The organism is Streptomyces sp. NPDC111802, assembly GCF_055634335.1.
This window is the reverse complement of record NZ_JBVKCZ010000019.1, coordinates 178,170-185,237: the sequence shown is the minus strand read 5'-3', so window position 1 is coordinate 185,237 and position 7,068 is coordinate 178,170. Positions and strand designations below refer to the sequence as shown.

Sequence of the window (7,068 nt, the reverse complement as noted above, 5' to 3'; positions counted from 1 at the left end):
AGACCAACCACGCACTCCCAGTAACGTCCACTACTCGCTGAAAGTTGCCAGACACCCGCCGCTACCTGCAGAAACGTCCTAACTCACCGGCATTGCATCGTCACCGGTCCTTTCCGTAGGCATCGGCAGCGGCCGGGGACGCCGGGGGCACGGCGACGCGCGCGGCCTGCTCCAGCAGCTCGCCCTTCTTCACCTTGCCGGTGGTGGTCATGGGCAGGACGTCGACGCACCTCACCACGGGTACCTTGTACGGGGCCATGTTCGCCCGCGCCCACGCGCACACGCCCTCGGCGTCGAGCGCGGCACCGGGGCGGGGCTGGACGAACGCCAGCGGCACCTGTCCCCGTTGGGGATCGTCCATCGGTACCACCGCCGCGGTCAGCACATCCGGGTGCCGGGCCAGCAGCGCCTCCAGTTCGGACGGGAAGACGCTCATACCCGAGACCTTGATCATCTCCTTGTCGCGGCCGAGGTAGTGCAGGCACCCGTCCTCGTCGATCATTCCGATGTCACCGGTGTGCAGCCAGCCGTCGCGCAGGACCCGGCCGGTGGCCTCCGGCTGCCGCCAGTATCCGGTGAGCAGGGAGGGGGAGCGTACGAGGATCTCGCCGCGCTCGCCCAGCGGCAGCGGCTCGCCGCTCTCCCCGTCGGCCACCATGAACTCGGTTCCCGGCACGGGCAGTCCGCAAAAGACCGGTTCGGTCAGCAGGTCGTGGTCCCCGTCCTGGAACCCGGTGGTGAAGGAGTCCGCGGTGTGCGTCTCGGTCATGCCGTACGCCGCCTCCTGCAGCACGCTGTGCTCGCCGACCAGGGAGCTCCACCGGGACCGGATCGCCGGTGTCAGCTTGCGCACGAACGACATCGCCCGCGGCTGCGCCAGGCTGGACAGGTCGGTGCCGGGCAGGCCGGGGTGCTCCATCAGCTCGACGTAGTTGTCGACCGTGCCCAGCATCAGCGTCACTTGGTACCGCTCGATCGCCTGCAGCACGGCCTCGGGGTCCCACCGGGTGAGCAGCGCGATGCCGCTGCCGGTGAGCAGTGGCAGCAGGATGCCGAAGTCCTCGCCGGCGATCCAGAAGACCGGCACGTAGATCAGCAGCACGTCGGGGTTGTCGCCGGAGAGGTCCATGCCGCTGGCGGCCGCCGCCGTCGCCGCGGTGTAGAGCATGTGCCGCTGGGTGTGTTCGCATCCCTTGGGCAGGCCGGTGGTCCCTCCGGTGTAGTTGAGCGCGGCGAGCGCGTCCAGGTCGGCCGGCTGGTCCTGGCCGGGCTCGCCGCCGACGGCCTGCGCCCACCCGCTGCCGACCGAGCCGACGGCTGCCAGGCCGGGCGGCAGCGGCAGCACCGGATCGGAGGGGAGCATGTCGGCAAGGCTGGTGACGAGTACGTTCCGTACGGCGGTGTCGGGCCGCACCGCCTCGACCAGCGGTAGCAGGGTGTCCAGAGTGATCAGGACCTCCACCCCGGCGTCGGCCAGTTCGTGCCGCAGCTCGTGCTCCCGGAACATCGGGTTCACCGGGACGTGCACGGCTCCGGCGCGCAGGATGCCGAGCATGGCGACGACGAACTGCGGGCAGTTGGGCAGGAACACCCCGACACGGTCTCCGGGGCGTACGCCGCTGCGCTGCAGCCAGCCGCACAGCCGCGCCGTCAGGTCCTCCAGCGCCGCGTACGTGATCTGCTCGCCGTAGAAGGTGATCGCGACGCGGTCGGGATGGCGCCGGGCCCAGTGCCGCAGATGGTCGGTGAGCGGCCGCTGCCCGAGCGGGTACACCACCTCCCTCGGCATCGAGTCCGGCCATACGCGCTGCTGGCGGGCCCGTACATCGGCCAAGTACTCCTGCACGCGCGCGCTGTCCGCCACGACGGCCTCCACCCGGTCCGGCATACCAACTGGTCGGCATGTTCCGCATCACCGTAGGGGAGCCCGCGGGCCGGGACAAGGGTCTGGACGCGTGGGGGCAGGCCGAACCCTTGCAGATCGACCGCGGGCCGAATCAGCGTTACCAGCGACTAATTGAATGCGCTACGGATGAATCGTGAATTGACACAGCCGGGACTGGTGCAAATCAAACGGCAGGCATGCCCACAGATGATCCCATTACCGTCCAGGGGGACGATCCACGCGCGGAGACCGTTGTATCCGGCAATGGCGCTAATTCGGCTTCAGCACGGCTTCGCATCCAGACATGCTCTGGGTGCCCAGGCGCCGGTGCCGATCACCGGGTCGAGCGGGCGTCGGCCATGACGGAACGGGAGGAGTCTGCGCGGACTGAGGACTGTTGAATGCAGCAAGGACATCCGGGTGTCACGCCGGGACGGGCGGCAGCCGCACGTTCGGCGCTTGCGGCACACCATTTCCCCGGTGCTCCGCCGGGGCCGGTTGTCGGTCCCGGCTGCGGTCGACAGACCGCAAAAGGAAGCGCTCCTTTGCGCAAGCACCGGAAATTTCGGCCGAGAAGCAATGCGCACAGCTGCGAGATCGCAATTCAGCGCCCTATTTCAGGAGCAGGTCATGAAGCGAACGCACCATCGCACCGTGGCACTTCTGGCCACGGTGTCCGGTCTTACCCTTTGCCTCACGGGCGTGGCCCGCGCGGCCGACGCACCGACGCCACGTCTTCTCGCCACGACGCTGGTGAACAAGACCGGCACCACCATCACGGTCACCGCCGGAGTCGGCCGGGGCAACACGATCAGCGTCTGGCAGTCAGGCAGCAGCATCAGAATCAGGGACACCGGAGACACGGTCGCACCGTCCGGCGACTGCACCGCCATCAGCACGACCGAAGTCGCCTGCAGGGCCGCCGACACCACCGAACTCGTGGTCAACGCCGGCGACCAGGACGACAACGTCACCTCCTCGCTGGCGGCCCTCGGCGTCACCCTCATCGGCGGTGCCGGCAACGACAGCCTCTACGGCGGATCCGCCAACGACACCCTCGAAGGCGACGAGGGATCCGACTTCCTCTCCGGCGGCGCAGGAAACGACACGCTGACCGGGGGAGCCGAGGCGGACAGGATCTTCGGCGGCTCCGGCAATGACTCCATCGAAGGCCGCGGCGGCTCGGACATCGTGGACGGCGGTGCCGGCAACGACGTGATCTACGGCGGCGGCGGCAACGAGCAGATCGTCGCCGGCGCCGGCAACGACTACGCCGAGGGCGGCAACGGCCGGGACACCATCGACGCCGTGGACAACGTCAGCGGCAACGACTACGTCGAAGGCGGCGCCGACGTGGACGACTGCCGCGCCGACTTGGGCGACAACGTCAGCGGATGCCCCTGACCAGCGCGAGTGAGCAGCACGCCAGTACCCGTACGCAGCGAGACAACACGAAAAGGCGGGCACCGATGAGAACACGAAGCATCTGCACCACGGTGGCGGCGATCGGCGCACTCACCTGCGCCCCGCTGACCGCCGCCTTCGCCGCGCCCGGTGCGGCCCCCGGCACAAGCCTGGCCGGGACCACGGTCGTGCAGGAGGTGGGCGACGCCCTGGTCGTCACAGCCGACCAGGGTGTGGCGAACGACATCACCGTCCGGCGTCAGGGCAACGTTGTCGTGGTGACGGACGCGGGGGACACCGTATCCGCCGTAGCCCCGTGTCAGTCGACGGGGACGCACACGGCAGAGTGTCCGCTGCCCGTCACATCGATACGGGTCAACGCCGACGACGCCGATGACAGCGTCACCATCTCCCCGAACCTGGAGGCCGCCGGAACGGTGATCGGCGGTGCGGGTGACGACCGCCTCAACGGCGGCCCCCGGGCGGACCGGCTCGTCGGCGACGACCCGGCTGCCACCGGACCGCGGGCGACGCCGGGCAACGACACCATCAACGGCGGCCCCGGCAACGACACGATCTCCGGGCTGGCCGGCAACGACACCATCAACGGCAACGCCGGCAACGACACTCTCAACGGCGACGATGGCAACGACACCCTCGGGGGTGACCAGGGCAACGACACCCTCACCGGGGGCCGCGGCAACGACACGCACCTCGGCGGCGAGGGCAACGACACCCTCAACGCCGTGGACAACATGATCGCCAACGACAGCCTGGACGGCGGCCTCGGCTTCGACACCTGCAACCGCGACACCGGCGACACGGCCGTCAACTGCCCCTGATCAACCACTCGTTTCCTCGGTACTGCGCTGCACACTGGCGTCGGGTTGGGGAAGCACGGGAGCTCCCTGGGAAATGATCGGATCGGAGGCGTCGCCGGACAGCCGTACCGGCTGTCCGGCGGCAGGATGACAGCCGGTGATGAACGACTGCTGGGGCGCCTACTGCACCAGTCGCGGTGCGTGTTGTGCGCGCCTGAAGCGTCCGGGAGCGACGCCGAAAGCGCGCTTGAAGGCGTTGGCGAAGGCGAACTCGGAGGTGTACCCGACCTGTTGGGCCACCGCTGCGAGTGGATCGTCTCCATCGCGCAGGATCCGAGCCGCGGTGCTCAGCCGCCACCAGGTCACATACGCCATCGGTGCCTGTCCCACCAAGTGGGTGAACCGCCTCGCGAAGACTGTCCTCGACATGCCGACGCGATGGGCGAGTTCCTGCACCGTCCACGGGTACGCCGTGTGGCGGTGAATGTGGTTGAGCGCAGCGGCGATTGCCGGATCGGTCAACGCGGCGCACCAGCCGGCGGAGGGGCTGCGCGAGGTCTCCTCATCCAGCCACGCACGCAGGACGTAGACCAGCAGCAGGTCCAGCAGGGCAGGCAGGGCGGCGTCCGCTCCCGGCCTTGAGTCCTGCACGTCCGCGCCGAGCAGATCGACAACGGCCCGCAGCGCCGGGTGGCGGCCTGGTCCCGCGGGGATGTGGATCACGTCGGGCAGTGCACGCAGGAAGGGGTGTACCTGTCCCCGGTCCAGCCGGTACGCACCGCACAGCAAAACGGCCTCGCCCGTACCGTGTCCTGGCCGCGGGTCACTTGCGACGACGTCCCTGCGTTTCGGGTCCGCCTCGGGTTGCAGGAGGGCCGGAACCTGATTGGGATCACTGCTGACGCCGTGCATGGCCCCGTGCGGCAGGAAGACCACATCACCTGCGGTCAGCAGCAACGCCGCGCCGTCGGGCGGCAGGAGCCAGCAACTGCCGTGCAGCACGATGTGGAACCCCGCGCCCGGGTAGGGGCCGAACCGGTTGCCCCACTCGCCGACCCGGCGGGAGTGGGTGAACTTGGCACGGCCGACCCTCATCGTGGCGATCACATCGCTGACCACGTCCACGGGACCACATTACCGGTCCGCCCCGGAGCGGGACGATGACGCATGTTCTGACCCATCACACGTATGGGAAAAGCCAGTTGGGTCTCCGTATCGTCGAGGTCGACAGGTCCCGACCTCGACACGCAGGAGTATCGATCGTGCCCGCATACGTCGTCATAGACCTTGATGTTTCCGATCCCGCCGGATTCCAGCAGTACATCGACGGTGTGACTCCGCTCATCGAGCAGTCCGGCGCCCGCAACCTGCTGATCGACGACAATGCCGTCGTCCTGGAAGGAGACTGGGAACCCGCCACCCTGGTCATCCACGAGTTCGCGTCCAAGGCCGCGCTGCAGGAGTTCTGGGACTCGCCGGAGTACCAGCCTCTGAAGGAACTACGCCGTAAGTACTCCTCGGTGAAGGTCGTCGCTGGACAGAGCCCCGACGTGCCCTGACAGCCCATCGCCAAGCCCACTCCGGGGGTAGAGATGCGGCTGTCAACCGGCGGCGGATTGAGACAACGCCATACGGACTGCGTATCGCTTCACAAGGAAACCGTGAGCACCCTGGCGGCACGGCTCCCCCAACACGCGACAACGACCCAACGCTCCTGGCACGCAGGCCAGTTCACAGATCGCTGGTGTGATCGGGCCCGGAATCCTCGGAGGTCGGTCGAGGAGGACTGCCGATGGGATTCAACGAGGCCGAACCGCTCCGAGCCAGCACGTCGGGGCGTGACCCCGCGCAAGAAGTCCAGGACTCCTTTCAGACGGTCCTGGACGCGCTGGATGCCGCACGCGCCGACCTGTACGCGATGGAGGAGGAGTACAGGCGGACCGCAAACCCGCCAAACCGGCCGCCGTCCTTCGATGTCCAAAGCGAAGCAGGCGGGAACGGCGGCCCCGCTCATCCCATCCCGTCCCCGTCGCCACCCCCCTACCGACGGACACAGGGGGTGGGTCCTCGACCTGAGCTGGTTCCGGTCGGCCCGCAAGGCCTCTTACCGTCGGTCGCGGACCCGCCGCACCCCGGTCGCCTGCACCGGGCCCCGCAGGATGCCGCGGTCGAGCCGCTGTGGTCACGCGGTAGGCGACCGGAGGCAGTCCCGCCACCAGAGGCGGCAAGGCCTCCCGCCACGAGCGACGGAGGCCCGACGCGCCCCGAGCCACCGGCCGCCTTCCCGCCCTCGGCCACTTCCCCGGACGGCGCGCACCGCACGACCGACCCACCTGCGGACACCCCCCACTCGGCCGCCCGCCAAGGCTCGGCTTCGTCAGCGGACCGCCTCGTCGCCCCGCCCTCCCTGGCGCCACAGCGACCCGAACCCGTGCGCACGCATGAGCAGAAAGGAATGCGAGGACATCGGCGCATCACCGACCGGCGGCACACCCGTGTGGCCGGAGTCTTCGGACTGGGTGCCGTGAGCGGATTGATCGTTGCCTCTTCGCTGCTCGGCAACGGGCATTCCGCACCGGCAGTGCCCCCCGCCTCACTGGGACAGCCGGACCTGCCCCTGCCTGAGACGCCCGCACCCGCGGTCCCGTCCCCGCCTTCCGGGCAACCGGGCCGGCCGACGCCTGGCAACACCTCTCTCCCCGAGATCCCCGGCACCGGGGTACTGCGCATCGGCGACAGTGGCCATGGGGTGTACGAGTTGCAGGTACGTCTGCTCCAGATCCCGCACGCCTACCCGGGCGGTGCCATCGACGGCCGCTTCGACACCGAGGTGCAACAGGCCGTGGCCCGGTTCCAGGAGCGGTACGGCATTCGCGGGGACGAGACCGGCGTCTACGGCGACAACACCCGGCACGCTCTCATGCTGCGCACGAAGTAGTCGCCGACAGCCCTGCGTCG

The 7,068-nt window shown here is 69.0% G+C and carries 6 protein-coding genes; 4 read left to right on the top strand and 2 right to left on the bottom strand.

The features are described from left to right. Positions 1 to 100: 100 nt before the first annotated feature. Positions 101 to 1,864, bottom strand: coding sequence for an AMP-binding protein (locus tag ACZ7NC_RS22580; protein ID WP_471490694.1), 1,764 nt, complete (start codon positions 1,862 to 1,864; stop codon positions 101 to 103). Positions 1,865 to 2,515: 651 nt separating this feature from the next. Between ACZ7NC_RS22580 and ACZ7NC_RS22575 the strand changes: the two genes are divergently transcribed. Together ACZ7NC_RS22575 and ACZ7NC_RS22570 are read left to right on the top strand one after the other, a co-directional pair. Continuing rightward, positions 2,516 to 3,289, top strand: a complete 774-nt coding sequence (locus tag ACZ7NC_RS22575) for a calcium-binding protein (RefSeq protein WP_471490693.1) — start codon at positions 2,516 to 2,518, stop codon at positions 3,287 to 3,289. A gap of 65 nt (positions 3,290 to 3,354) precedes the next feature. Next, positions 3,355 to 4,131, top strand: coding sequence for a calcium-binding protein (locus ACZ7NC_RS22570; RefSeq protein ID WP_471490691.1), 777 nt, complete (start codon positions 3,355 to 3,357; stop codon positions 4,129 to 4,131). A gap of 159 nt (positions 4,132 to 4,290) precedes the next feature. Here ACZ7NC_RS22570 and ACZ7NC_RS22565 read toward each other — a convergent pair whose 3' ends face one another. Further along, the gene (locus ACZ7NC_RS22565) at positions 4,291 to 5,235 is read right to left on the bottom strand and encodes an AraC family transcriptional regulator (RefSeq protein ID WP_471490690.1); all 945 of its coding nucleotides are present in this window, start codon (positions 5,233 to 5,235) and stop codon (positions 4,291 to 4,293) included. Between the two features lie 137 nt (positions 5,236 to 5,372). Here ACZ7NC_RS22565 and ACZ7NC_RS22560 point away from each other — a divergent pair, with 137 nt between their 5' ends. Together ACZ7NC_RS22560 and ACZ7NC_RS22555 are read left to right on the top strand one after the other, a co-directional pair. Then, positions 5,373 to 5,669, top strand: coding sequence for a DUF1330 domain-containing protein (locus ACZ7NC_RS22560; protein WP_175647723.1), 297 nt, complete (start codon positions 5,373 to 5,375; stop codon positions 5,667 to 5,669). 896 nt (positions 5,670 to 6,565) lie between these two features. After that, on the top strand, positions 6,566 to 7,048 hold the full coding sequence (locus tag ACZ7NC_RS22555) for a peptidoglycan-binding domain-containing protein (RefSeq protein ID WP_471490689.1): 483 nt from the start codon (positions 6,566 to 6,568) through the stop codon (positions 7,046 to 7,048). Positions 7,049 to 7,068: the final 20 nt, after the last annotated feature.

Excerpts from the sequence above, each read along its gene's own strand:
- ACZ7NC_RS22575 (WP_471490693.1), top strand. The coding sequence starts at position 2,516 with ATGAAGCGAACGCACCATCGCACCGTGGCACTTCTGGCCACGGTGTCC.
- ACZ7NC_RS22570 (WP_471490691.1), top strand. The coding sequence starts at position 3,355 with ATGAGAACACGAAGCATCTGCACCACGGTGGCGGCGATCGGCGCACTC.
- ACZ7NC_RS22555 (WP_471490689.1), top strand. The coding sequence starts at position 6,566 with ATGCGAGGACATCGGCGCATCACCGACCGGCGGCACACCCGTGTGGCC.